The sequence below is a fragment of the Pseudarthrobacter sp. 902506025 genome, from assembly GCF_040702325.1.
In the GTDB taxonomy this organism is placed as follows: domain Bacteria; phylum Actinomycetota; class Actinomycetes; order Actinomycetales; family Micrococcaceae; genus Arthrobacter.
Map to the genome: position 1 here is coordinate 189,325 of NZ_JBFBKW010000006.1, position 25,279 is coordinate 214,603.

The following is a 25,279-nucleotide window of genomic DNA, read 5'->3' on the forward strand; positions in this document are numbered from 1 at the left end:
GTCTATGCCTCATCCAGGATGGCCGGAACCTTGAAACGGTTTTCGTCGGAGTCCGGTGCGCCGGAGAGAGCCTGTTCCGCGGTGAAGGTGTGTCCCACAACGTCCTCACGGAACACGTTGGTCAGCGGGATGGGGTGCGAGGTGGCCGGGACGTCGTCCCCCGCGGCCTCGCTGACGGACTTGACCGAATCCACGATGACGGCGAGCTCGCCGGCCATCCTGTCCAGCTCTTCTGCACTCATCTCGATGTGAGCGAGCCGCGCGAGATGCGCGACGTCGTCACGGTTGATCGCAGCCATGGATCTCCCCTGCAAAGTTCGAATTGTTTTCCGATCCAGTCTAGTGCGGAAACGCAGATGCCCGTCTGACATCCCCCAGCGGGCGTCAGACGGGCACCTTCGATACCCGGCCTGCCTCGGGGACAGGAGCACGGGCAGCTATAGACTAGCCGATTCCAATGGCGCCGGTAAGCATGCCGACTCCGAGCATTACCAGGGAGATGACGGCGGTGCGCCACAGGACCTTTTTGTGGTGGTCGCCCAGGTCCACCTTGGCCAGCGAGACCAGCAGCAGGATGGCCGGAACCAGCGGGCTCTGCAGGTGGAACGGCTGGCCGGTGATGGAGGCACGGGCCATGTCAGCGGCGCCGACACCGTAGTGGGCAGCGGTTTCGCTGAGGACGGGCAGGACGCCGAAGTAGAACGCGTCGTTGCTCATGAAGAACGTCATGGGAATGCTGAGCACACCGGTGATGACCGCCATGAACGGGCCCATGGAGGTGGGGATGATCTGGACCAGCCACGCGGACATTGCTTCCACCATGCCGGTGCCCTTGAGGACGCCGGTGAGGACGGCGGCGGCCATGACCATGCTGACCACGGCGACGATGGACGGTGCGTGCGCAATCAGCTGGGCGCCCTGGTCCTTGACCTTGGGGAAGTTGACCAGCAGGGCGATTGCGGCGCCCACCATGAACACGAACGGCAGCGGGATGACGTTGGCGACGAGCACCACCATGACGGCGACGGTCAGGGCCAGGTTGAACCAGAACAGCTTGGGGCGCAGGGTGCTGCGGTTGGGGTCGAGCGCGGTGTCCGCCATGGCGGAGTCGTGCTCGTCCACCAGGGTTTCGGTGCGGTCCAGGACCGCCACCGAACCACCGGCGGGGGCTGCTCCGCCGGGGTTGCCGCCCTTGCGGCGGCCACTTCCAAAAGCGCCGGTTCCGGAAGCGCCGGTGCCTGAGGCACCTGTGGAGGTGCCGCCGTCGAACTCTTCCGCAGTGTCCGGCACGCCCCAGATCTCGGGGGCCGTGGCGCGGAGGCGGTTGCGTTCCTGCAGCCCGAGCAGCCAGGAGAAGGCGAAGACGACCACCAGGCCGGCCACGAGGGACGGGATCATGGGGACGAAGACGTCGTTGACGTCGATCTTCAGGGCGGTGGCGGCGCGGGCCGTGGGGCCGCCCCAGGGCAGGATGTTCATGGTGCCGTTGGCCAGGCCGGCCACGCAGGTGAGGACCACGGGGCTCATCTTGAGGCGCAGGTAGACCGGCAGCATCGCGGCGGTGGTGAGGATGAAGGTGGTGGACCCGTCGCCGTCCAGGGACACGGCGGCGGCCAGGATGGCGGTGCCCAGGACCACCTTGGCGGGGTCGTTGCCCAGCTTGCGGAGGATGAACTTCACCAGCGGGTCAAAGAGCCCGACGTCGATCATCAGGCCGAAGTAGATGATGGCGAACATCAGCAGGGCCGCGGTGGAGGTCATGGACTTCATGGAGTCCATCACCATGTCGCCGATGCCCAGGCCGGCACCGGCGAACAGGCCGAAAACAGTAGGGACAATGATCAACGCCAGCACTGGCGTCAACTTCTTCGTCATGATCAGCACCATGAATACCGCGATCATGGCGAATCCAAGTATTACCAGCACAGCCGGCTCCTTCTTGTGAACAGCGGCACAGCGGTGTGACGCGTGCTACAGACTGTAGGGTGGCGGCCGTCACGGCAGTGCCTTTGGCTCAATTGATTGGCATACTGCTTATTGGGAGCATTTTGCTCATTGTGCTCACAGCGCTTAGGCGCCGAAACCATGGCCCGCCGCCACCCGTCAAGGAGGATGAATGCAGCGTTCCGCGCCCCGGCAGCCGCTGCGGTTTTCCACCCAGACGCTGTTGCTGCAGCTGGCCGTGGTGCTGCTGGTGGTGCTGCTGAGCACCTCCGTGCACGCGTGGCTGACGTATGACCGGGTGGGCAGCGATGCGGAGAACCAGGCCCTGACGCTGGCCCGGACCGTTGCCTCCGACCCGGAGGTCCGTGCCGATGTGCTGGCCATCAGCGGACAGCCCGGCACTCCCCCGGCAGCAGAGCTCCTGGCCGGGCCACTGCAGGCATCCGCCGAGGCGGCGCGGACCAGGACCGGCGCCTTGTTCGTGGTCATCACGGACGAAACGGGCATCCGGCTGGCCCACCCGGATCCGCAACGGCTCGGTGAGAAGGTCAGCACGGACCCCTCCGAGGCGTTGTCCGGGCAGGAGGTCACCACCCGGAACACCGGAACACTCGGCCCGTCCGCCGGCGCGAAAGTTCCGGTCTACGCACCCGGCACCGGCGCGGTGGTGGGCGAGGTGAGTGTGGGTTACTCCATGGAAACCGTGGCCCAGAGCGTGGCCCGGGACATCGGGCCCGTGGCACTGACCGCCGCGGGCGCCCTCCTGGCCGGCGTCCTGGGCTCCTTCCTGCTGCGCCGGCGCCTGCAGCGCCTCACCCTGGGCCTGGAACCGGAAGAGATCAGCACGCTGGTCCATGACCAGGTGGCGGTGCTGCAGGGCGTGGACGACGGCGTGATCGGCGTCAGTGCCGACGGCCGGGTCAGCGTCTTCAATGCCGCCGCGCAGCGGCTGCTGGGACTGCCGGACCTGTCGGGATCCCGCTGGGAGGACGCGCCCGTCCCGGAACAGCTGAAGTCCCTCACGCGCCCCGGGACCGGGGTTGCGGGCCCGGCGGTTGCCACCGGCGGATCAAACCAGGATGCCCTCGAGCTGGCGGCGGGCGGCCGGGTGCTGGTGGTAAATGCGCGCAAAGCCCTGCACCGCCGGGAGGACCTGGGCTGGGTGGTCATGCTGCGTGACCGGACGGAACTGCAGGAGCTTACGCGGCAGCTCGACGCCGTGGGCACCATGTCCACCGCGCTGCGCGCCCAGCGGCACGAGTTCGCCAACCAGCTGCACACCCTTGCCGGCTTTCTGGGCATCGGCCAGCACCAGGAGGCGCGCGACTACCTTGCCGGCCTCGCCGCTACCGGCCCGCTGAAGTTCCCGGTGGACCAGGCCGAGCTGCTGCAGGACCCGTACCTGCAGGCCTTCGTGGGCGCCAAGGGCGTGGAAGCCGACGAACGGGGCGTCGCACTGCGCATCGGGCCGGAGACCCTGGTCCGAGGGCAGGTAACGGAGGCCCAGGACGTGACCACGGTGCTGGGAAACCTGCTCGACAACGCCGTCAACGCCGCCGTGGCGGGCTCGTCCGCGGACCGCTGGGTTGAGCTGGAGGTGCTGGATGAGCCGGGCGACGACGGCGGCACGCTTCACGTCGTGGTGGCGGACTCCGGTGACGGGCTGGCAGAAGGCACAGACACGGAGGCCGTGTTTGCCGAAGGTTTCACCACCGCTTCCGGCCCGGTCCGCGCCGGCGGCGGCCAGGGCTTCGGGCTGGCGCTGGCCCGCCAGCTGGCACGGCGCCGGGGCGGCGATGTGAAGGTGCTGGACCGCGGGGCCAGGGGCGGCCCGGGCGCCGTGTTCATGGCCACCCTTCCGCACACGACGGCAGGGAGCCCTGTCGCAAAGACCACGGGGGAAGCCGGAAAGGAAAAGAATGGCTGACGAATTTCGGGTCCTGATCGTGGACGATGACTTCCACGTGGCCAAGCTGCATGCCGCCTACGTGGATTCGGTGGCGGGGTTCCTGGCGCTGGCGCCCGTCGGAACGGCGTCGCTGGCCCTGCAGGCGATCCACAGCCTGCGGCCGGACCTGGTGCTGCTGGACGTGTACCTTCCGGACGCCTCCGGCCTGGACCTCCTGCAGCAGCTGGACGTGGACACAATCATCCTCAGCGCCGCGTCTGATCCCGCGTCGGTCCGGGTCGCGTTCCGCCGCGGCGCACTGGGATACCTGCTCAAGCCCTTCACGGCGGAGTCACTGTCCCAGCAGCTGCGTTCCTATGCCCGGTACCGGCGCCTCCTGGGCCAGCCGGGGGCACTGGACCAGGACGCCGTGGAGCGCGCCAAACGCGCGCTGATTCCGGGGGACGTCACGCCGTCGTCGAAACCACGCTCCGCGACGGAGGCCGCGGTGCTGGAATCGCTGGCCCCCGGCCAGCAGTACTCTGCCGCCGAGGTGGCCGCCCGGGTGGGCGTTTCCCGCGCCACCGCCCAGCGGTACCTGTCCTCGCTGGCGGACGACGGCGCAGTGGACATCCAGCTCCGCTACGGCACCACCGGCAGGCCCGAGCACCGCTACGGCCTGCCGGCACGGTAGGGCCGGAAACTTACTCGCTCTTCTGCGCGACCAGTTCGATCTCGACGAGCATCTTCGGGTCCAGGAACGGGAGCACGTGGACCAGGGAGAGGGTGGGGCGGATCTCGCCGAACACTTCGCCGTGGGCCCGGCCGGCCTCTTCCCATTTGCTGATGTCCGTCAGGTACAGCTTGGACTGCACCACGTCCCCGTAGCCGAAGCCGGCCTCAGCCAGGACCTTGCCGAGTTTCTGCAGGATGTACTGGGTCTGGGTGTAGAAGTCATCCCCCACGATTCCGTCGTCACCGCTGGCTGCGGTGGCAGAGATGTAGAGGGTGTTGTCCACCTGGACGGCGCGGGAATAGCCGAGGGTCTGTTCCCAGACGGATCCGCTGCCGAAGGTTTTGCGCATGGGTGGGCCTTTCAAAGCTGGAATGGGTCGCCACCACTGTAGGGCTGCTACAGGTCGCGCCGGTAAACCAGCAGTTTTATGTCGGTTCCGGGGACCAGCCAGTCCCGCTCAGGCACCCGCTGGAAGCCGGTCTTGCGGTACAGCCCGTGCGCGCTTTCCCAGGTTTGACCGGTGGTGAGGGCCACCGCACGGATGCCGGGAAGGGTCCTGGCATGGCCGATGATGGCGTCCACCATGGCTTTGCCGGCGCCGCTGCGCTGCACGGCAGGGTCCACCACCAGCATCCGGAATTCCAGCTCATCCTGCAGGGCGATGTCCGCGTACGGCTCCCCCGCCAGTGCCAGCGTGACGGAACCGATGACAGCTCCGTCCCGCTCCGCCACCCAGATGGTGGCCTGCTCCGCGCGCTCTGCCACATCCATGATCTTCACCATGTAGGGGTGCGCGGCGTCGTCGAAGTAGCCTGCCGAAAGATACGAAGCTCCGGTGATGCGGGCAATGGCGGCGAAGTCGGCCTCGACGGCGGGACGGATAGTTATCTGCGGCTGCACCCGTCAATGCTAGTGGCGGGCCGGGGCGCCGTACGGCAGGAAGGCACTTTCCGTGACAGAACTATCAGAACGGGTGGCCCCGCTCTTTCGATGAGGCCGGTTCCCATGCCGACTCAGAGCGGAAACTTCCCGGACAGCTCCAGGCTGGCGGCACAGGTCCAGGCGTCCAGGCGTTCGCCATCGGTGGGGCCGCCGTCGAGGGGGCTCGTCAGGCGCGGCCTGCGCACCCAGCAGCCGGCCTCCTCCGCGATCAGGGCGCCGGCTGAAAAGTCATGCTCGTTCAGACCCCGCTCGCCGTAGGCATCGTGGGTTCCGTCCGCCACCATGCACAGGTCCAGGGCGGCGGAACCAAGCCTGCGGACATCGGCAAAGCCATCCATCAACGTGCCGAAGGCGGCCGCCTGCTGGGCGCGGACATCGGGCTCGTAGCTGAACCCGGTGGCCAGGATCTGCCCGGCGCGGCCCGGAACCGGCCCGTCCAGCCTGGTGACAGTGCCGCGTTCCTCCAGCCACGCACCCTGGCCGCGGGCAGCGTAGTACACCCGCCCCAGGGCAGGGGCGTTGACGACGCCGGCCAGCCAGACGCCGTCGGCATCGGCAACAGCCACGGAGGTGGCGTAGTAGACGATGTTGCGGATGAAGTTGGTGGTGCCGTCCAGGGGGTCGATGGACCAGCGGTAACCCGTGGGGTCGGCGGCCCGGGTGGTTCCCTGTTCCTCGCCGGTGATGCTGTCGCCCGGGCGGGCAGCGGTGATGACGCGGCGTACGGCGTTTTCCGCCGCCAGGTCAAAGGCCGTGACCCAGTCCCCGGCGGCTCCCTTGTTGCTTGCGTCCAGGGCGTTGCCGTCACGGCCGGACAGGACTTTAGCGCCTGCCGCGGCGGCCTGTTTGGCTACCTCCAGCAGTTCCGTTGCGGACGTCATGCGTTCTCCTCCACGGTGCTGTCCTGTGCAGTGTTCTCCCCTGCAGAGGCAGGTACGGTCGCCTGTTCGTTGCCCCCGTCATCCCCGCCCGGTTCCACGGCATCTGCTGCCGCGGCATCCCCCACGGCCGCCGGGCCGCCGTCGAGCAGTTGCCGGAACCCGTCCTCGTCCAGGACGCGGACGCCCAGCTGCTCTGCCTTGTCCAGCTTGCTGCCGGCACTTTCGCCGGCCACCACGTAACTGGTGTTCTTGGAAACGGAGCCGGCTGCCTTGCCGCCGCGGAGCAGGATGGCTTCCTTGGCTTCGTCGCGGCTGAAGTTGGGCAGGGAACCCGTGACCACCACGGTCAGTCCCTCAAGGGTGCGCGGCATGGACTCGTCGCGTTCGTCCTCCATGCGGACCCCGGCGGCGGCCCAGCGGTCGATGATCTCGACGTGCCAGTCCTCGGCGAACCATTCCTTCAGCGCGGCGGCAATTGTGGGGCCAACGCCGTCCACATGCGCAAGTTCCTCCTCGGACGCGGCGCGGATGCGGTCCATGCTGCCGAACGCCTGCGCCAGGGCCCGGGATGCGCGGGGACCGACGTGGCGGATGGACAGGGCCACCAGGACGCGCCACAGCGGCTGGGTCTTGGCCTTTTCAAGTTCCTTGAACAGTTTCTGGGTGGTGGCGGTGGGCTTGGACGGCGACTTGGCCGTGCCCTTGCTGAAGAAGTACGGCACCAGCTCGTATTCGCCGGTGGGAACGCCTTTACTCTTCTTTTCGCGCCGGATCCGGACACCAGCCAGGTCCTCGGGGGTGAGGTCGAACAAGCGGGCTTCGGAGGTCAGCGGAGGGGTGTCCGGTTCGGCAGGCTGGGTCAGTGCGATGGCCGCCTCCCAGCCCAGGGCCTCGATATCGAAGGCACCCCGGCCGGCAACGTGGAACACGCGCTCCCGGAGCTGGGACGGGCAGGACCTCGCGTTGGGGCAGCGGACATCCACGTCCCCCTCCTTCGCAGGTGCCAGCGGGGTACCGCAGGAAGGGCACTCGGTGGGCATCACGAAGTCGCGCACCGGCGGGTCCTGCTGGTCCCGGAGGTTCAGGACCGGGCCCACGATTTCGGGGATGACGTCCCCCGCCTTCCGCAGGATGACGATGTCGCCGATCTTGACGCCCTTGGCCTTGACCACGTCCTGGTTGTGCAGGGTGGCCATTTCCACAGTGGATCCGGCAACCTTGACCGGCTCCATCACACCGTAGGGCGTGACGCGGCCGGTGCGGCCCACGTTGACCTGGATATCCAGCAGCTTGGTGTGGACTTCCTCCGGCGGGTACTTGTACGCCACGGCCCAGCGGGGAACACGGGTGGTGTTGCCCAGGGCGCGCTGGGTGGCGAAATCATCGACTTTGATGACGATGCCGTCGATTTCGTGAAGCAGCTTGTGGCGCTGGTCCCCGTACCGCTTGATGAATCCGAGGACGTCGTCCCGGGCTTCCAGCACCTCGAAGTACGGGCTCACCGGCAGGCCCCACTCCTTCAGCAGGCCGTAGGTCTCCGACTGGCTGCCGGCGGCAAGGCCCTCCCGGGCGCCGATGCCGTGGACAAACATTTTCAGTGGCCGCTTGGCCGTCTCCGCCGGATCCTTTTGCCGCAGCGAGCCGGCGGCGGCGTTGCGGGGATTGGCCAGCGGCGCCTTCCCGGCTTCGATCAGGGCCTCATTGAACTCGGCGAACGCCTTGGACGGGATGAAGACCTCGCCGCGCACTTCCATCTCTGCGGGGAAACCGTCGCCGCGCAGTTCCTGCGGGATTTCCTTGATGGTGAGCAGGTTGTGGGTAATGTCCTCGCCGGTGGTGCCGTCGCCGCGGGTGGCAGCCCGCACCAGTTTGCCGTCGCGGTACAGGAGGTTGACCGCCAGGCCATCGATTTTCAGTTCGGTCAGCCACGCCGCCTTTGCGCCGCCGTCGCCGATCTTTTCGATGCCGGCCTCGGCCCGGTTCAGCCATGCCTCAAGCTCCTGCAGGGAGAAGACATCCTCGAGGCTGTACATCCGCTGCAGGTGTTCCACCGGAGCAAACGCGGCGGACACCTCGCCGCCCACTTCCTGGGTGGGTGAATCGTTGGCCACCAGTTCCGGGTGCAGCGCCTCGATCTCCTCGAGGCGGCGGAAGAGGGAATCGAACTCGGCGTCCGATACCAGCGGCGCGTCCTCCTGGTAGTACGCAAACCGGTACTTCCGGACCAGGTCCGCGAGGTTGTCATATTCCTCGCGGATGGCCTCGGTGGGGATCGCTTCGGGCTCGTGCGGTGCCGTGGTCCGGGCGGCGGTCTGTTCTGCGGGTCCTGGTCCTGTGCTCACAGACCTATCTTGCCTTACACCTCCGACAGCCACCGGGCACGGCGGCGTGGCAGGCACCCAGGCTCAGTGCGACCGGAGCCGGTTGCGGTTCCGGTTCCACCAGGCGAAAGCTCCGGCGGACGCACCCACCAGCAGTGTTCCGATGGCGATCGGCCCCAGTGCCGGCCCGTCCGGGCCCCCGCCTCCGGCAGGAGCAACGGCGGCCAACTTGGTGGGCGCAGTGGTCCGGGTCACGGGACTGTTCCAGTCCTGTCCACTGGAGGGGCCGGTGGGCGGGCGGTAGCCGGCAGTCGCTGATGGGGTTTCGGGGGCGGAATCGTCCGGGACCGGCGCCACCGTTGCCGGCAGCTGGGCCGGGTCCGGGGCCGGGACGTCAGGCTGCGCCGGCTGGGGCTGGACAGTCGGGGCGGCCGGCTCCGCCGGAGGTGCCGGCTGGGCCGGCGGCGGCACGGGATCCTTGGATTTGCGTGGGCGCCCGGTTTGGCCGGCGTCGGGGCTGCTGGCAAGGATGGGCATGCAGACCAGTCCGCAGTCGGCTGGCGCCTGGGTGTCCGACGCCGGAGCGGGCGTGGGATCGGCAGTGGCAGCAAGTGCCGGGCCGGTTGGGAAGAAGCCAAAGGCCAGGGCCAGGACAGCTGCGGAAGCCGTCGTCGAGACGGCATGGAGGATCGGAGCGGACGGGGTCATTGCTACCTTTCGATGCGCGCAGCCCCCCACCGCGGCTTTCTGGTGTCCCCGGTAGTCTTCTACAGCGCCCGGCGGGGCCGCAAATCCGCCGCAGCAGCGGCCCCGCCGTCATTGGGCCTGCTCAGTCCCGGTTTTCGGGCGGCAGGGCCACCTGGATCTTCCGTGCCTTACCGCGTCCCACCACGTAGCCGCGGCCGGGGATGAAGTCCGGGCTCACCCGGCCCAGCGAGGTGTTGAGCAGGCTGTCGCCTTCAATGTCCCCCGGGTTGAGCAGCAGGCCCCGGCGCCCGGACTTGAACGGCTGGGCAAGCTGCCAGGCACTTGACCAGGTAGAGGATTCGGACTCGCCCACCACCCACTGGTCCGCCTTCAGCGACGCGGTCACCAGCTGCGCCATCCCTGATTCGGCGATGGTGTCGGTGAATTCCGTCAGGCCCTCGATGAAGAAGGCCACCGCTCCCGGATTCCCGGTGGAGTGCTCCACCAGGTCCTCCACCACCTCGGCGAGGTCGTCCGGTCCCACCACCGAGCGGTTCCAGATGGGAAGGGAGGCGACGGCGGACCGGCGCGACCCGAGGTAGATCAGCTCCGTGGCGGGGTTTGACCGGCGCAGTGCATAGGCCAGGGTTACCAGGGCCACGGTCCGTCCGGCACCCGGCGGGCCTGCCAGCAGCAGCGGGCCGCGCGCCATGACCTCTGCGGGCTGCAGGGACTCGTCGTCCACGCCGATCACCGGCAGGTCCGGGCTGCCGGCGGGCAGGACATCCAGGTCCACCTGCTCAGGCAGCCGTTCGATGCCCGGCGCGGTGTCCAGGCCCTGGCGCAGCATGGCTTCGCTGAGCTTATGGACTTCCCGGGCCTGCAGGGCCAGGTTGGAGTTGCCGCCCAGGACGGCGAGCTGCACCTCAAGTCCGTCCAGCAGCCCCCGTCCCGGGGGCGACGTGGCGGTGAGCACATCCCTGGGGACGTCCATCGAGATGTAGTCGTCTTCATTGGAGAGCCGCAGCACCAGCCGGCGCTGGATGGAGGCGAGCAGCGACGCGGGGACGGCGTTGGGCCGGTCCCCCGTCACCACCAGGTGGATGCCCAGGGTACGGCCGTCGGTGGCCAGTTGCAGGAAGAGGTCCCAGAGCCCGGAAAGCTTGCTGTGCTCGTATGCTTCCCGGAACGCGGACATGCCGTCCACCAGCACGAAGATCCGCTTCTCGTCCGGCCGGTTGGCCAGCTTCCGGTACTCCACGATGGTGGACGCCCGCACCTCCGCGAACTGTGCGGACCGCAGCTCGGCGATGTCCCGCAGGAGGCGCAGCAGGCGCCCAACGCGTTCCACGTCGTCGCCGTTGATGATCTCGCCCACGTGCGGAAGCTCCTCCAGCATCCGCAGCCCTGAAGAACCGCAATCGATGCCGTACACGTGGACCGGGCCGCCGCGCGGGGTGACCGCGGCGGCAATGGCAATGCCGCGCAGGGCTGCGGATTTTCCTGAACCGCCCGTGCCGTAGATGGCCATGTTGCCGTCCCGGTCCGGTTCGTAGAACACGGTGGGCTGGTCCTGGTGCACGGGATCGTCGGCAACGCCCAGGAGCAGCTGTTCGTCGGTGCGGGGGTTGGGCAGCTTGGAGAAATCGTAGGTCTTGGCCAGTTCATCCAGCCATGGCTTGCGCGGCGGCTGGATGGCCAGGGTGTCCGCGGCGTGCACGATGGTGGAAGTCATCCGGGCAATGTCGTTGGGGCCGGCCGGTTCCTGGGCAACGGGCTTGTCAGGGGCGGGCGCTTCCCAGCTGGGACCGGAACCGAAAGCCATTTCCACGATGTCGATCTGGGGCCGCTGTGGCTTGTCGGTGGTCCAGCCGCCGGCGTAGCCGGTCTGGAACCCCTGGATGCGGCCGGGGCCCGTTTTGGCGGCACCGCGGCCCGGAATGGCGGGGTCGAAGTAGGCGGCGTCCGGGACGCCCAGGATGTCAGTGGCGTCGTCCTCATCGGCCATGCGCAACGCAACCCGGAGGTTGGTGTTGGCGCGGAGGTTGTCCTTGATGACGCCGGCGGGCCGCTGGGTGGCCAGGATCAGGTGCAGGCCCAGGGAGCGGCCACGGGCGGCCACATCCACCACCCCGTCCACGAACTCGGGAACATCGTTGGCCAGGGCGGCGAACTCGTCCACGATGATGATCAGGTACGGCGGGGCTTCCGGGTCTGCCTCGCGCTGCAGGGCCAGCAGGTCCTTGGCCTTCTTCCGGTTCAGCAGCTGCTCACGGTAATGCAGCTCCGCACGCAGGGATGTCAGGGCACGGCGCACCAGGTGCGGGGACAGGTCGGTGACCAGACCGACGGTGTGCGGCAGGTTGATGCAGTCCGCGAATGCGGCGCCGCCCTTGTAATCCACGAACAGGAAGCTGACCCTGTCCGGGCTGTACGCCGCGGCCATGCCCATGACCCAGGACTGCAGGAACTCGGACTTGCCCGCGCCGGTGGTGCCGCCCACCAGGGCGTGCGGCCCCTCGTTCTTCAGGTCCAGGTACAGCGGCTCGATGCCCTTGGACCCCACCAGGGCCCGGAGCGTGCCGTTGTCCTTGCGGTTCGCCACCGCGGTGGCGTGCACGGAGTTGTTTTCCGTCCAGCGCTCGGCCACGGACTGCGGGTTGTCCAGGAAGTCCTTGCCGATCAGCGTCGCGTAGGACACGGCGCGCGGCAGGTCGGAGTCGTCGTTGACGGGCTTGCCCACGTCCACCACGGGGGCCAGCATCCGGGCGAGCTGGGCGGCGAGTTCCGCGTCCACGCTCTCGCAGCTGACGGGATAGGTGTGGCGGCCCAGGCGCACCTGGCCGGTGGTGGTGCCGTGGTCGCCGTCCACCACCATGAAGTCGCGGCAGGCGGCCGGGAGGGCCTGGATGTCGGTGGCCACCCACAGGACGTGGACGCCGGAGTCGGGCCCGCGTTCCGCCAGCCGGGTGAGCCGGCCGCGGTCCACCGGAGCGTCGTCTTCCACGATGACCAGCACCGAGGGAAGGACGGGCTCTTCGAGTTCATGCTTGACGGGGTCGATGCCAGGGCGCAGTTCCGGGGCGGTCCGTTTGGCCGCCGCTTCCCGGGCGTCCACCAGGTCCTCAAGCCGGGCCAGCAGGGAGGAGCCGCCGGCAGACCCGGCTGCCAGGTGGTCCCCGCCCAGCGGGCTGTGCCCCGAGCCCACGTGCGGCAGCCACTGCAGCCAGTTCCACCGTTCGCGGGACTGCGCGGACGTGATGGCCGTCAGGACCACCTCGGCCGGGGAATGCAGGCCCACGAGCTGCAGCACCATGCCGCGGGCAACATCGTCCACCAGGCCGCGGGCGCCGGCGATGCCAAGGGCCCCGGAGGTGCGCAGCTGGGAGACCACGGGGACGCCTTCGATCTCGCTGAACTGCTTGATGCAGTCCTGGATCTCGCGGGCGTACTGGACCTCGGTGTCATTGTTGGAGGGTTCCTCCAGCGGGATGCGGGACGGCCCGGTCCCCAGCCCGAAGCGCAGGCCAAGGAACGAGGAGTGCTCGGGCCGGTGCGTCCACAGCAGTGGCCCGAGCTTGTAGATGGCATCCACGGTGTCGCTGACCGACGGCGCTTCCTGGAGCCGGACCGCCCGTTCCACCTGCTGCAGTTCGGTGAGGTCCTGCCGGAAGGCGGCCATGGACGCCCGGAACTGCTTGAGCTGTTCCTTCTGCTGCTTCCGCGTCCGCATCCTGGTGTCCACGTAGTGGCCCACGATGAACAGGGGCATCATCAGCATGAACACCATGGACAGCACGTTCTGCGTGACCGCGAAGATGACCGCGCCCATCATCAGGGGTGCCACCAGCATGATGTAAGGGAACGGCTGGTCCTCGGGCCGCTTGGGCCCGGCAGGAAGGACGCGCTTGGGCACATCGAAGCGGGGCACCACGCGCGGGGAGCGGTTGAAGTCCACAAGGGGCGACGTCGGCGCTGCCGCGTGGTTGTGCCCCAGCGGCACCACAGTGACGGTGGTGTCCCCCAGGGTCACCGTGTCGGACGAGTTCAGGGTGGCGCGCGTGACCGGCAGCCCGTCCATCAGGAGGCCGTTGGCGGAATTGGTGTCCACGATCTCGATGCTTTCGCCCACCGTGATCCGGGCATGCCGTTTGGACGTGAGCGGATCCGTCAGGCGGATGTCCACGTCCCGGTCCCGGCCGATGTAGCTGGTGCCGATGGGCAGCGAAAATTCGCGGCCGACGTCGGGCCCGGACAACACGCGCAACGTGGCCGCAGCAGGCCCACGGCTGGCTCCGGGTTCGTGGAACTGCCCGCTGACCTGGGCCAGCGACACCACGGAGCCCGGGCGCAGGCCCGATTCGAGCAGGTTGTCTTCGCGGGCCAGGACGTTGCCGCTGATGCCGGCACCCACGAAGGCTTCGTCGATGCGCAGGGACAGGTTGTCCGGGGCAGGGGTGCCCTTCCGGTCAGGGTCGGCCGCCCAAAGCACGGTGGCAATATCGGCCACGGTGGCCAGGCCGTCCACCGTGACGGCCAGGTCCTTGGCGTCGGCGGGTTCGCGGCGGAGTGTCAGCCGGATCCTCATCCTTCGTCCACGCCCCTCATCTTTTCGAGCAGGTACAGGTCATCGGGTGTCACCAGGTGGGTGGTGACGGCGTGCTCCACCAGGCGGGCGCGGCGGTTGGTGGCCAGTTTCCCGCCGCCTCCGCGCAGTCCCACCACGCCCACGCGGTCCAGCTTGTCGCAGACGTTGTCCAGTTTGCGGTTGAAACGGGTCAGCGCCCAGCCCAGGGTCTTGGCGGCGGCCGCCGAGGACGGGATGGTGCTGAACCCGGTGCCTTCGCGCCGGAGCACCGGCTCGGCGAGGGCCACGATCAGCGCCTTCTGGGCGTCGGTGAAGACCACGGGGCCTATGGTGGTGTCGCCGCTGCTGGCGCCTTCCCGGGCTTCCTGCCGGAAGGATGGCGTCTTCAGGTGCACAGCAAATTCGTAGGTGGTGGGCCCGGCCGTGAAGATGACGTTGGTGTGGCTGAACACCAGCGGAATCCGAGCGCCGGGCGACAGCCAGGCCTGCATGCCGCCGGACGCGTCAGCCACGGTGGCGGACAGCATGCTGCCCACGTTGCTCAGCCACCAAATGCCGTCGTAGCGGGCCACCTGCAGGAACTGCCGGTGCAGGTACGGGTTGTCGTCCACTTCAAGGTCGCCTTCGCGGCCGATATTGAAGATGTCCTCATCCGATGGCTCGTACCATTCGCCACAGAAATCTATTGCTAGATCCCCCATGATCTGTGCCTCCTCAGTGGGTAATGTGTTTGCGTCATCAGCTGGCTAGTCCTGCAGGCAGGCGATGGAGTCCTGGCCTTCCGGCGAGGCGCTGCCGTCGGCCCGCACCAGGATCACTTCCAGGCAAATGGGAGTGGGGCCGAACCCGGAAACAAAGGTCTTCGGTACCTTCGTGGTTTCGTAGGGTCCGTCCGCCTTGGCGGATTTGGTGCGGTATTTGTAGGAGTCGCCCTCCCTGGGCTGCGGGTTGGTCCAGGAGAAGACGATGGTGTTTGGATCTTCGGGCTTTCGTGATGCCGTGAGGCCTTCAACACTGGGGACGGTGCCGCTGTCCACGGCGTCCGCCGGCGGCTTGCTGACCTGCTGGGTGTCCACTGCCTTGGGCGTTCCGGTCGCAGTGTTGGCCACCACGATGCCCACCACCGCCGCCAGGGCCAGGAGGGTTCCGCCGGCCAGCGCGAGCCAGAGGTTGCGCTTGCCATGGTCTGCCGCCGGCTCCGCCTCGGGCTGGTCCACGTTCACGGGCCGGTGCACGGTTGCGTCGGCGGTGTAGGTGTCCGGCCCGGCGTCGTCCCTTACCGGGGCACCATAGTTCGCCGCGCCGGTGCTGCCGCGCAGGACGGTGGACTGTGCCCACTCCCCCTGGGCGCCGCCGTCGGCCGCGCCTGCTCCGGGGCCAGCCGCTCCGGCGGGGCCCGCCGGGATGGAGGGCACGGCCGGGGACGGGCGCCATTGGGCTGGGCCGGCGGTGGTGAAGGACGACGGCGGGACGGCGCCACCCCGGCGTCCCGTGGCGTCGGTTCCGGCGCCGGGTGAGCCGGGGCGGGTGCGGGCCGGGAAGGTGGGGGCGCTGCCGGTGCGCTCGGGATCGATGGCGGCGATGCTGCGGACGCGGGTTTCCTCGGTGCCGTCGTCCGGGTGGCTTTCCTCCTGCTGGGGTTCCTCGAGGACTTCGAAGGGAGTCACGGAGAGGTTGAGCTCAGCCTGGATCCGCTGGAGGGCCAGGGCGAAGGCGTGCGCGGAGGAATACCGTGACTGCGGCGACTTGGCCATGGCGGTGGCCAGGGCCAGTTCCAGCGATTCCGGCACGTCCGGACGGCCCAGCCGGGGCAGCGGCGAGTTGCTGATCCGGTTGATCAGTTCCCGCTGCGAGTTGTCCGCCCCCGGCATGACGAAGGGCGAGCGCCCGGCCAGCAGGGTGTACAGGGTGGCGCCGAGGGCCCACACATCCACCATGACGCCGTCGACACTGCCGTCGCGGAACTGCTCCGGCGGGGACCAGGGAATGGACATGCCCGAGTCGTCGTCGGAGTCCCCGGCCAGGGTGCCGGAGATCCCGAAGTCGGTCAGCGCGGGACGGTTGTAGTCCGTCACCAGGATGTTGGCGGGCTTGATGTCGCGGTGGGCGATGCCGGCACGGTGCGCGGTTTCGACGGCGGAGGCCACCTGGATGCCGACGGCCAGGACTTCATCAACGCTGAAGCGCTGCCGCCGGTACCGCACGTCCAGGCTGGGCCGGGAGCAGTACTCCATGGCCAGGTAGGAATGCCCGTCGTCCGTCACTTCCGCTTCGAAAATGGTGACGATGTACGGGTGCGAGGACAGCTGGGCCATGAGGTTGGCCTCGGACTCGAAGCGCCGCCGGGCGCCCTCGGTCTTCAGGTCCGAGAGCAGCACCTTGACGGCGACTTTCCGGCGCGGCCTGTCCTGTTCGTAGAGGTAGACGTCGGAGAAGCCCCCCGAGCCGAGCAGGCTGATGTAGGTGAACCCCGGAATGCGGGGCGGCGGCGCAACAGGCCGTTTGGAACTCAAGGAATCTCCTCAAAACGCAATGAGATGTTGTCGCCCAGCTCGGCGATGTCGCCGTCGAGCAGGATGGCCATCTCGTTCTGGGCGAGACGGCGCGGCGGTTGGCCTTCGCGGACCAGGACGGTGCCGTTGGTGGCCTTGAGGTCGCAGAGCATCACGTGCCAGCCCTCAAGCCGCACCTCCACATGGGACCGCGAGATGTCTCCGCCCGGGCTGGCCACCTGCACCAGGCGCGGCATCACGCCGCCCTGCACCCGGGACACCGACGGCTGCCTGCCGATCACCATGGACTGGTCGAGGTCCAGCAGGTCTCCGGTGGACAGCCGCATCCGTCCCAGCCTGGGACGCGCTACCTGCACCGCATCGGGCAACAGGGCAGCCCCGCAGACGCTGCACTGGGCGCGGGTGGGCGGATTGGCGTGGCCCTGGGCGCAGACGCGCGCCAGCACCAGCGGGCCGCCGCCCGCATCCTGCCGGGCCGCAGGTGCGTCCGTAGCAGGGCCGGCCGTTGATCCGGCGACGCTGCTCTTCATGACCGTCTGGCCATCATGGTCGGGATCGAAGCCGGCGCCGGGTTCCTGGCCCGTGTCCGGCTGCTGGACCTGTGGAATATGGGCCTGCGGGTTATGGACCTGCGGGTTATGGGCTGGCGGCCCATCGGCAGGCAGCTCATGGACCGGGGCAGGCCCAAAGGCAGCGGGACCGGGCTCATAGGCAGCCGGAGGTCCCTGGAAGGACGCGGGCTCCCGGGCGGGAGCATCGCTGCCGGTGCCGGGTTCCGTCGGTGAGGGTGCCGTTCCTGCAGTGCGCCAGGGGACGGAATCGATGAGGACACCGGAGGAAGCGGGACGGGACGGAGTGGCAGCCGTGCCGTTCGAGCCGTCACCGTGTCCGGCGGGAGCGTCTGAACGGGTATCTGCTGGTCCGGCATCTGCTGCGCCGGCCGGTCCTGCTCCGGATTCGGCCGACGAGCCACCCGTCGCCGCATCCTCCCCCGTGCCCAGGGCGGGGAGTGGTTCAGCTGCGGGCAGCGCCGGCTGTTGCTGCGGCACTACATGTCCGGAGTCGGCGTCGGGGTCCTCCCGCACGGCGGCGTCTTCGATGTTCCGCATGACGGTCCGGTCCCACAGGTGGTCGTAGGACGTGGTCATCTCGACGGCGGGTGCGGAATCAGCGTGGCCTGGCGCGGGGGCGGTTGGTTCCGTCCCGGTTGTCCCGGAACCGGGCAGCTCCGGTCCTTGCTCCCCAGGGCCGGTCGGGTCTTCGGCTCCGGTTTCGTCGAGAAGCTCTCCGTCGGCGTCAATGATCGCGCCGGGGGCAATCGTGGCTTCCGGATCAAGGTGGCGCACGGCGGGTTCCGGATCCGGCAGCGCGTCAGGTTGCTGCGGGCCTCCGGCGGTTGCGGCCGGGATGCCACTAGGGGTCCCCACGGGGGAATCGTCGGCTGTTTCGCCCCCACCTGCTGGCGCTTCCGGGGTAAGGGCCTGGTCGAAACCGGCGGGGCCGTCCACCTCGCCGGAAGAACTGACGGCGAACGGGGCATCAACACTGGCCGGAGTCCGCGGGGATTCTTCGCGGTCCACTGCGGCAGGACCACCGACGGCGGCAGGGCCGGCCGGCGCGCACAGGGTCAGCGACTGGAGCAGCACCACGCCCTCCCCCAGCGGCAGTTCAGCCAGCCGCAGTTCAGGCAGCGGCTGTTCACCCAGCAGCTGTTCACCGAGCGGCTGGCCGCGGCGTTCCGCGGCCAGCCCCGCCGTGGCACCGCCGGCGATACCCAGCCGGCATGTCCCGGCCACGACGAACCTGCGCTCGTTCCAGGTGGTCACGTCGCGGCCGTCGAGCTCCACCGGGCCGCCGGGCTGCTCCACGGTGAGGTCGAGGTCACCGCGCAGGAAGACCCGCAAGGACCCGTTGAAATCCAGGATGCCGAAGGACGGGATGCGGGTCAGGGAGCCACCGGAACTGCTGGTGACGGCTGCCAGGACCTCGTGCGGCTCGGGCTGCGAAGCCAGGAGCTCCCAAATGGCCCCTGCGAGTCCGGCGGGTGTCTCCGGGCCCAGAAGGACTGCGGTCCCGGACCGGACGATGCCCAGCCAGGTGCCGGGGATGTAGCTGGCGCCGGTCATCGTCCGGGCTCTCCGTCCTGGTCGGTGCCGGCTTCGACGGGCGCCGGCAGGGGCTGCGTGACGGCTTCGGACGCAGCCGGCCGCGGCAGCGTCACTTCGTCCCCGTCCGCCGGGGTGTGGCGGGGTGCCGTGGTGCCGGTGCCGTCGTCGTTCGCTACGTTCCTGGCGTCCACCACGATGGCCGTCACGTTGTCCCGGCCGCCGCTGCGCAGGGCAGCCTGGATCAGGGCGTCCACTGCGTCCTGCGGCGCAGCCACGGTGCTGAGGATCCGGAGGATCTCCTCGTCCGGCAATTCCCCGGTGAGGCCGTCCGAACAGACCAGCACCCGGTCGCCTTCCTCCACGGGGAGGAGCCAGTAGTCCGCCTCCGTCTCGTCCCCGGTGCCCAGGGCCCGGGTGACCACGTGGCGGCGGGGATGGACAGTGGCTTCCTGTGCGGTGATCTCGCCGGCGTCCACGAGCTCCTGGACCTCGGAATGGTCCACGCTGATCTGCTCGAACCGGCCCTGGCTGAGCCGGTAGGTGCGGGAATCGCCAATGTTCATGACCAGCCAGTACGGCACGCCCATTTGCTCCACCACCACAGCGCCCGTCAGCGTGGTGCCGGCGCGGGCGCCTGTGGCTTCGCGGATGGAGGCGTCGGCACGGACCAGGTACTCCTGGAGGAGGGACGCGGTAATGTTCCGCTCCCCCGTGGTGACCTGGGGCATTTCTGCCAGGGCGCGCACGCACAGGCCGCTGGCGATTTCGCCGGCCTCGTGTCCGCCCATACCGTCAGCCACGGCGAAGATCGGGTCGGCGGCGATGTAGGAATCCTCGTTCAGCTCCCGGCGGAGTCCCCTGTCCGTCCCGTAGCCGTAGGTGAGGCTGAGGCCCGGCCCCGGCTGGATGGTGGAGGAAACACTGGCGGGGTGCTGGTTCATGCCTGTCCTAGGTAAAAGGTACGGTCTCCAAAGTGCACGCTGGATCCCGGGGTAACAAACGTGGGGACGCCCGGCACCAGGGGGGTGCGCAGGCCGTCCGGGGTGGTGACGGCGCTTCCGTTGGTCGACTGCCGGTCCGTCACCCAGATGCCCGCACCGTCAGTGAGCAGGTGCAGGTGCGTCTTGGAGATGGAGCGCCCGGGGTCGTCTACAGCCAGCAGCTGGGCGTGCTGTTCGCCCGATTGCCCCACCGGGTTCCGGCCCACCAGGACGCTGCGGTCCAGCTGGAAGTCGCGGCCGTCGTCCAGGCGGATGCGGAGGACGGCCACCTGGGCTGGTCCTCCGGCGCCGGGACGCACCTGGGTGCGTTCGACGTCGTCGTCCACATGCTGCGAAGGCACCCGGTGCCCCGGGGGAACGCCCTGGGAACCGGCCGCGGGCGGCGCGAAGGACGCCGGCGAGGTGTACGGCATGGTCTGGGACGGCATGGTGGCCGACGGCGCAGGTGCTTGCGGCGCGGACGCCTGCGGTCCGTTGACCTGCGGCGCCGGAGCCGCCGGGGCCGGGTTGTAGGGGGCTGGGGTGTACGGGGCCGGGTTGTACGGGGCCGGGACAGCAGGTGGCGGAGTTTGCAGTACCGGAGCAGGTGGCTGGGAGCCAGGGGTTTGGGGTGCAGCGGCACGGGGTGCGGCGGTTTGCGGCGCTTTGGCCCCGGCCACCGGGGAGAGCACCTGCTGCACGGGCGGGAGGTCCAGGGGCGCGAAGCTGTAGGGACCCTGGATGCCGCCGGTGGTGATGGGGTCCCTGCCTGCCTTGACGTCGAACACCAGGGTCTTGGCAGCGGTGTCATTCCAGCCCCGGAGGCCGCCGTTCTTGTCCCAACGGTTGGAAACCACCACCAGCACAGCCCAGGCAGCACCCACGAGAAGCAGCGGGCCGAGGATGAACAGGGCGGCGTCGAACCATTTGAAGACCACTACCAGCACTGCCGCCAGCAGGGCCAGGAGGATGCCCGCCCCGGTGATGAGGCCGCGCAGGAACACAGCGCCCGCGCCGGGTGCGTAGCCGTCCTGGTCCGCGCTGCGGATGCCCATGGCCAGGTTGCCGGGCGTTTTGCCGCTGCGGGCTTCCAGACCGAGCACGACGAACAGGTAGGCCAGGGTGAGGCCCAGGCCGATTCCGCCGAACAGCACCAGGGAAGAGGTGTCGTACACGATGAACCCGCCGCTCCTGGTGCGGGTGATCCCGGCAAATCCGATGGCGAACGTCACCACCAGCACTGCCACCCCGGGCAGCCAGTCGATGACGGCAGCGCCAAGCCGCTTGCCCGCCGCAGCCGGAACAAGCTGAAGGTTCACTGCCATTCCCGTTCCTCCCCCTGGAGCGGCTTCCACCCTTGTGGAACCGCCGGTCGTGCCCGGCCCGGTGCCCGTATGCAGGGTGCCCCTGCGCGCGTTGCCCGTATGTGCTGTGCCCGCCGGCTGACCTGCCGGGGGCCTTTCTACTACCGGGATAGTACCGGGAATCCCGGGCGCATGCGTGGGGCGCGCTTCCCGGTCGGCACTCCTGTCCTGGTGCTCCAGCGGGTCCGGGGTGCGGGTGCGGCGCGCTGCCCGGTTGGGCAGCGGCGCGCCGCAGGCGGTGCAGAAGGTGGCTCCCGCGCGGATCTGCTGTTGGCAGCGCAGGCAGCGTTCGGCGTCGGGCATCACTGCTGGTGGGGTCCTTGCTGGTCTGGCTCGTTCGTGTCCCGGGCCGGTGCGTCCGGCCGGGGCGATGAAGGTGCGTTGGGCGTTTCCGCCCGGCCCGTGGCAGGGTTCCCGCCGGCAATCCGGCGGCGGCGCGCAGCCAGGATTCCGCCCACCGCCGGGAGCGCCACACGGCCGCCGCGCAGCTTGAGGCCCTGGCCGGAGTTCATCGCGGTCCTGGCGTCGGCAAGGAGCGACCGCGGCGAGAACCGTGCCTGCTGGCGCCGCCAGAATCCGATGGAGGAGGTCATCTCCTTGAGGGACCCGTCAACGATGGTCCAGTACTCGCGGACTTCCTCCTCAGTGGGCTCCCCCGCCCCGAAGATCGAGGCGTCTGCCCGGCGCGCCAGCATGGTGGTGGTTCCCTGGGTGGCTGGGAACGCTTCGGCCAGGACGGCAGCACTCTCCCGCCGCGTCGAGCGGGTGTCGACGGCGGCGCCCAGGTCTGTCGCCAGGCTCACTACCTCGTTCCATCCTCCTCCCACGCGCTGGGCGGGGTGCCCGTCGCGGAAACGCGACTTCCGCCGTCGTGTCTTCAACAGGGCGATCAGCAGCAGCGGCAGGGCCAGGATCACCAGCGGGATCGCGACGACGCCCAGGGCACCCAGAAGGGCACCCCAGAACAGCCACGGGTTGTTTTTCTTCTGGTCGGCATCCAGCGCGTCCGGTGAGGAGTCCGGCGGCAGGTCTGCCGGCTCCTGCGGCGGGGGCGGCGGCTGCAGCACCTGCGGCTTGGGCTTGGATTTGTTCTCGGGGTCAGGCGGGATGGGGATGTTGTCCTTGGGCGGGGTGGGATCGAAGCTGACCCAGCCAACCCGTTCAAAGGCGACCTCAACCCAGGCGTGGACATCCTTGCCGGTGATCTTCACCTCGCCTGCACCGTTCTCCGGGCTGGTCGGCTCAGGGTAGAAACCCATCACCACGCGGGACGGGATGCCCAGGTGGCGGAGCATCAGGGACATGGCCACCGCGTACTGTTCATCGTCACCCAGCATCTGCTTGGCCGTCAGCAGGCTGCGGATGCGGGCCGAGCCGTGGCCGGAGACGCTGGGCAGTTGGCCTTCACTGACCAAACCGTTGCTGAACGCCCCGGTTTTTTGGAAGTGGGCTTCGATCTGGCGCACCCGGTCGATGGCGGTTGGCGCATCCGCGGACAGGTCGTTGGCCTGGGAGCCCACCACCGGCGGCACCTCTAGTGCATCCGGGAGGGAAATCTTTGCGAAGTCGTATTGCGTCAACTGCCCGTGCTCGAGCTTGACGGGATCGGAGACCTGGACGCTGTAGGAGTCGCCGCGGGACAGCCCGCTGGTGGTCACCGCGGTGTCGGAGCCGGGGTTGAAGTAGAGGCCCGCAGCGGCGGCGGAGCCGGACTGGTCAAAGCTGATGCCGGTGGTCTTTCGTCCGCCGGGGACAAAGTAGCCCTGGTAGTCCTCGATGTTGATGCTGATCGAGTAGTCGTTGGTGGGCACCACACCGGATGAGTCGGCGAGGGTGTTGATGGATTTCGCATCGCCCACCTTGCTGAAGTTTCCGGAGCCATTGGGGTCCATGTTGTAGTTGGTCCCGTTGAAGGCATCCAGGGCGCCGAGCCGGACCCGGCCGTCCCTCGGAAGGCCCTTGACCACGAACAGGGTGTCGTCCTTTTTGTCCTTCACGTATGTCCGGAAGCTTGCCAGGGGCGTGATGTAGTCCTTGGGGTCGAACGGGGGCACCACCACGTTGCGGAGGACTTTCCGGTCCTCTCCTGCGCTGACCAGCGGTGCGGCCACTGCGGTGACCCCCACGCTGGCGGCGATGACTCCCGCAGCCATGCCCAGCCGGCGGATCCGGGCGCGCCGTGCGGCGGCGGTGTCCGTCTGCGGGTTGTTCACGGACACCCGCCGGGTGTTGTTCCGCCGGAGCGCGTCCCGGCGGAACGTTCCCCACGCAATGCCCAGCACGGTCAGGCCGATGCCGCGTTCCAGGGTCAGGAACGCCGCGTTGGTGCTGAAGGCGATGCCCGTGACGAACAGGACCAGCACGGGCAGGAGGGGCAGGTAGGGGCTTTTCGTGCGCCATGTCAGCAGCGCGGCGACGATCGCCGTGATCAGGGAGCTCAGGAAGGGAACAATCAGCACGCCGCCGGCTGTTCCCACGGGCACGCCCACCGTGAGCATGTCCTTCCAGGCGAAGACGACGCCGAGGAGCAGGGTCCGCAGCGAATCCAGGGTGGGGACGAAGCCGGCGATGGCAGCATCAGGGACCGCCAGCCAGGTGCCAAAGAGCAGGTACGCGGCAAGGGCCAGTGCGGTGGTGATGAGCAGGCCCAGGCGCAGGTGGGCGTTGACCGCACCGATGGCCAGGCCCAGGATGATGCCGCCGAAACCCGACAGCAGGTAGTACGGGTCCCCGCCGAAGCTCAGGCCGTAGCCGAGCAGTCCCAGGCCCAGCAGGACCACCAGGGCTCCGGCGTCGAGCAGGAAGTGCCATAGCGGCTGGCCGTCCGCGAACGCCGACTCCTGGTTGGCCACCTTGCGGCGGCTGCGGGTCTGCGGCGCAGGGGTTTGGCGGGGGGCAGGGGTTTGTCGGGATCGGCCCGGTGCGGTGCTCATGCTGCCGCCTTTCTCAGCACGATGGCAAGGTCGGCCAGGTCGCCGAGGGTCAGGACAGTAAGGTCTGCGATGTTGGCCCGGGTGGGGGCCGCGCCGGCTTCCACCCTGACGGCCAGGCTGCGCACACCGGGCGGCACGGAGGCGGCGGCGGAGCGAAGCTGGGTTGCCGTGACGTTGCTGCCCACCACGAAGAAGACGACGGAGGCGTTGGGCACGGTGTCAGCCAGGGTCCGGGCGAGGTCGACGGCGGTGCGGCGCATGGGGGCGCCGACGATCCGGGTCATGTCGTCCAGCATGTTGCGGCCGGTTTCGCAGCGCAGGGGGCCCTTCTGGGTCAGGACATCCAGTTCACGCTGTTCGCGGATGGCCTGCCGGCCGATGGAGGCGGCCACGGAGATGGCCATCTCGAACTCGGTCTCGGAAGCGTATTCCTCGGTGTTGATGGACAGCGAAATGGCCAGGTGGGCGCGGCGCGTTTCCTCGAACTGGCGCACCATCAGCTTGTTGGTGCGGGCGGTGGTCTTCCAGTGGATGTGCCTGCGGTCATCGCCCGGCACGTAGTCGCGCAGGGCGTGGAAGGAGACGTCGGCGCTGGAGAGGTCCGTGGTGGGCATGCCCTCGAGGTCGCGGATGAAGCCTGCGGCGGAGCCGGCCAGGGCCACGGTCCGCGGGTGGACGAAGAGGTCCTCCGGCTCGGTCCAGAGGACCTGGCGGCGCAGCAAGTGCAGCGGGTCCGCCCGCACGGAGCGGACCGGTCCCACCACGATGACGGCGCGGCGCGCGGTGGGAATGGTGAACAGGTCTTCGTGCACCTGGCCGGGCTTCATCCGCGGCAGGTGGAACACGGCGGTGGTGCTGCCCACCGGCAGTTCCAGCGCGGCCGGCAGGAGGGGACGCGCCGAGGTGTTGGAGACGGCGATGCTGCCGACGGCACTGTCCCCCACCGCCACCCGGGTGCGGGCCAGGTCCAGCACCACCCCGTACGAGGACCGGCCCAGGATGAAGGCCACTGCGATGACGAACATGGCGAAGGCGGCTATGGCCGCCGCCGTGGCTTCCTGCCAGCCGAATGCCTGTCCTGTGGTCCAGAGCAGGATCGCGGCGGCGAGGACGGACCAGCCCAGGATGCTGACCACGGAAAGCACCGGCCACGCGTACTTCAGCCAAGTGTCCCGGACGGACCGCCATGCGGGCGTCAGGGCCTGGAGTGCGGTACTGCTGGCCTCGGACCACACCGCGGCAGGGTGCAGCCGGGTGGGGCGGCCGTTCCGGTGGAAGAGTTGCTGGAAACGCTCCGCGAGCCGGGTCAACGGGGTACCGCTGGACGTGCCGTCGGACATAGGGGTGTGCCTTCGTTGTTGCGCTGGAATGGAATGACGGTGGCTGCGGCGTTC

At 68.9% G+C, this 25,279-nt stretch carries 17 protein-coding genes and 1 pseudogene; 2 read left to right on the plus strand and 16 right to left on the minus strand.

All coding sequences use genetic code 11. From position 1 onward, the window contains the following. Positions 1–2: 2 nt before the first annotated feature. Both gatC and AB0280_RS13450 read right to left on the minus strand, forming a co-directional pair. Entirely contained in the window at positions 3–299 is a 297-nt protein-coding gene (gene gatC, locus AB0280_RS13445; protein ID WP_141940678.1) for an Asp-tRNA(Asn)/Glu-tRNA(Gln) amidotransferase subunit GatC, read from the minus strand. A 145-nt stretch (positions 300–444) separates the two neighbouring features. Then, positions 445–1,926 carry a CitMHS family transporter gene (locus AB0280_RS13450; RefSeq protein WP_275180368.1) on the minus strand — a complete coding sequence of 494 codons (1,482 nt, stop codon included), beginning with the start codon at positions 1,924–1,926 and terminating at the stop codon, positions 445–447. 190 nt (positions 1,927–2,116) lie between these two features. Here AB0280_RS13450 and AB0280_RS13455 point away from each other — a divergent pair, with 190 nt between their 5' ends. Together AB0280_RS13455 and AB0280_RS13460 are read left to right on the plus strand one after the other, a co-directional pair. Further along, positions 2,117–3,871: a sensor histidine kinase gene (locus AB0280_RS13455; protein WP_366367490.1), complete on the plus strand. Its 1,755-nt coding sequence runs from the start codon at positions 2,117–2,119 to the stop codon at positions 3,869–3,871. Beyond that, positions 3,864–4,526, plus strand: a complete 663-nt coding sequence (locus AB0280_RS13460; protein WP_366367492.1) for a response regulator — start codon at positions 3,864–3,866, stop codon at positions 4,524–4,526. Before AB0280_RS13455 ends, AB0280_RS13460 begins: the two co-directional genes overlap by 8 nt. 10 nt (positions 4,527–4,536) lie before the next feature. On the opposite strand, the gene AB0280_RS13465 is transcribed toward AB0280_RS13460, so the two are convergent. The 14 genes and pseudogenes from AB0280_RS13465 to AB0280_RS13525 all read right to left on the minus strand — a co-directional run bounded on the left by AB0280_RS13465 (position 4,537) and on the right by AB0280_RS13525 (position 25,225). Further along, positions 4,537–4,917: a RidA family protein gene (locus AB0280_RS13465; RefSeq protein ID WP_159632436.1), complete on the minus strand. Its 381-nt coding sequence runs from the start codon at positions 4,915–4,917 to the stop codon at positions 4,537–4,539. A gap of 47 nt (positions 4,918–4,964) precedes the next feature. After that, a complete protein-coding gene (locus AB0280_RS13470) occupies positions 4,965–5,468 on the minus strand; it encodes a GNAT family N-acetyltransferase (RefSeq protein ID WP_159632437.1) in 504 nt (167 codons plus the stop codon). A 113-nt stretch (positions 5,469–5,581) separates the two neighbouring features. Continuing rightward, positions 5,582–6,391 carry an inositol monophosphatase family protein gene (locus AB0280_RS13475; RefSeq protein WP_224025522.1) on the minus strand — a complete coding sequence of 270 codons (810 nt, stop codon included), beginning with the start codon at positions 6,389–6,391 and terminating at the stop codon, positions 5,582–5,584. Further along, entirely contained in the window at positions 6,388–8,664 is a 2,277-nt protein-coding gene (gene ligA / locus AB0280_RS13480; RefSeq protein WP_307492432.1) for an NAD-dependent DNA ligase LigA, read from the minus strand. The genes AB0280_RS13475 and ligA overlap by 4 nt, the downstream gene beginning before the upstream one ends. Before the next feature lie 132 nt (positions 8,665–8,796). After that, the gene (locus AB0280_RS13485) at positions 8,797–9,420 is read right to left on the minus strand and encodes a hypothetical protein (protein ID WP_366367494.1); all 624 of its coding nucleotides are present in this window, start codon (positions 9,418–9,420) and stop codon (positions 8,797–8,799) included. A 121-nt stretch (positions 9,421–9,541) separates the two neighbouring features. Continuing rightward, positions 9,542–13,987: an FtsK/SpoIIIE domain-containing protein gene (locus AB0280_RS13490; RefSeq protein ID WP_366367496.1), complete on the minus strand. Its 4,446-nt coding sequence runs from the start codon at positions 13,985–13,987 to the stop codon at positions 9,542–9,544. Then, positions 13,984–14,688, minus strand: a complete 705-nt coding sequence (locus AB0280_RS13495) for a hypothetical protein (RefSeq protein ID WP_224025519.1) — start codon at positions 14,686–14,688, stop codon at positions 13,984–13,986. Before AB0280_RS13495 ends, AB0280_RS13490 begins: the two co-directional genes overlap by 4 nt. Before the next feature lie 45 nt (positions 14,689–14,733). Continuing rightward, positions 14,734–16,500 (minus strand): serine/threonine-protein kinase, encoded by a 1,767-nt coding sequence (locus AB0280_RS13500; protein ID WP_366367497.1) that lies wholly within the window; start codon positions 16,498–16,500, stop codon positions 14,734–14,736. Beyond that, on the minus strand, positions 16,497–18,626 hold the full coding sequence (locus AB0280_RS13505) for an FHA domain-containing protein (RefSeq protein WP_366367499.1): 2,130 nt from the start codon (positions 18,624–18,626) through the stop codon (positions 16,497–16,499). The genes AB0280_RS13500 and AB0280_RS13505 overlap by 4 nt, the downstream gene beginning before the upstream one ends. Beyond that, positions 18,623–19,549 carry a PP2C family protein-serine/threonine phosphatase gene (locus AB0280_RS13510; RefSeq protein WP_224025516.1) on the minus strand — a complete coding sequence of 309 codons (927 nt, stop codon included), beginning with the start codon at positions 19,547–19,549 and terminating at the stop codon, positions 18,623–18,625. Before AB0280_RS13510 ends, AB0280_RS13505 begins: the two co-directional genes overlap by 4 nt. Then, a complete protein-coding gene (locus tag AB0280_RS13515; protein WP_307492417.1) occupies positions 19,546–20,913 on the minus strand; it encodes an RDD family protein in 1,368 nt (455 codons plus the stop codon). Before AB0280_RS13515 ends, AB0280_RS13510 begins: the two co-directional genes overlap by 4 nt. A gap of 264 nt (positions 20,914–21,177) precedes the next feature. Continuing rightward, positions 21,178–21,255 (minus strand): annotated as a pseudogene (locus AB0280_RS21535) (zinc-ribbon domain-containing protein); the annotation flags it as partial. Then, a complete protein-coding gene (locus AB0280_RS13520; RefSeq protein ID WP_366367503.1) occupies positions 21,255–23,885 on the minus strand; it encodes a transglutaminase-like domain-containing protein in 2,631 nt (876 codons plus the stop codon). The pseudogene AB0280_RS21535 and the gene AB0280_RS13520, both read right to left, overlap by 1 nt. Next, positions 23,882–25,225 carry a DUF58 domain-containing protein gene (locus AB0280_RS13525; RefSeq protein WP_275180377.1) on the minus strand — a complete coding sequence of 448 codons (1,344 nt, stop codon included), beginning with the start codon at positions 25,223–25,225 and terminating at the stop codon, positions 23,882–23,884. The genes AB0280_RS13520 and AB0280_RS13525 overlap by 4 nt, the downstream gene beginning before the upstream one ends. Between the last annotated feature and the right edge of the window lie 54 nt (positions 25,226–25,279).